The sequence below is a fragment of the Gelidibacter salicanalis genome, from assembly GCF_016469035.1.
In the GTDB taxonomy this organism is placed as follows: domain Bacteria; phylum Bacteroidota; class Bacteroidia; order Flavobacteriales; family Flavobacteriaceae; genus Gelidibacter; species Gelidibacter salicanalis_A.
This window is the reverse complement of the sequence record NZ_JAEHJZ010000370.1, coordinates 1-445: the sequence shown is the minus strand read 5'-3', so window position 1 is coordinate 445 and position 445 is coordinate 1. Positions and strand designations below refer to the sequence as shown.

Genomic DNA, 445 nt, shown 5'->3' with positions numbered 1-445 from the left:
TTGGGATGGCATAGGTCGTCTCTCCTCTCGCAAAGGGCATCACCGACTCCATGATGATACTCTTAAATCGCCCTTCGGGTGCGCCCCAAGCGACGACCCAAAGTTGGGGCAGGACCTCGAGTACCCCTTTGTTCAATTAGATCGACCTGATCTAGCTCTTTATCCTGATGGCTCCAAAGAGGCCAAACGCGTTGGCATAGGCTGGGCGGTCACCTGTGCGGATCAGGTGGTGGCAGAGAATTCCATCAGACTAGACGAACATGCGACGGTCTTTCAGGCAGAAGTCGAGGCCATCCGGAGTGGCCTCAAATGGTGGCAAACTTCAGAAAAACACAAGGAAAAGTCTCTTAAAATCCTGACTGACTCCCAGGCGGCTGTGGGAGCTTTAAAAGGGAAGTTTGTGACCAGCAATCTCGTCGGAGAGACCAAGAGCGTCCTCAAGCAA

At 53.0% G+C, this 445-nt stretch carries 1 protein-coding gene; it reads left to right on the top strand.

Annotated elements, in window-relative coordinates:
* Positions 1 to 103: 103 nt before the first annotated feature.
* Positions 104 to 445 (top strand): reverse transcriptase-like protein (locus tag JEM65_RS21680; protein ID WP_199603842.1); only part of this gene is annotated, 342 nt, incomplete at its 3' end.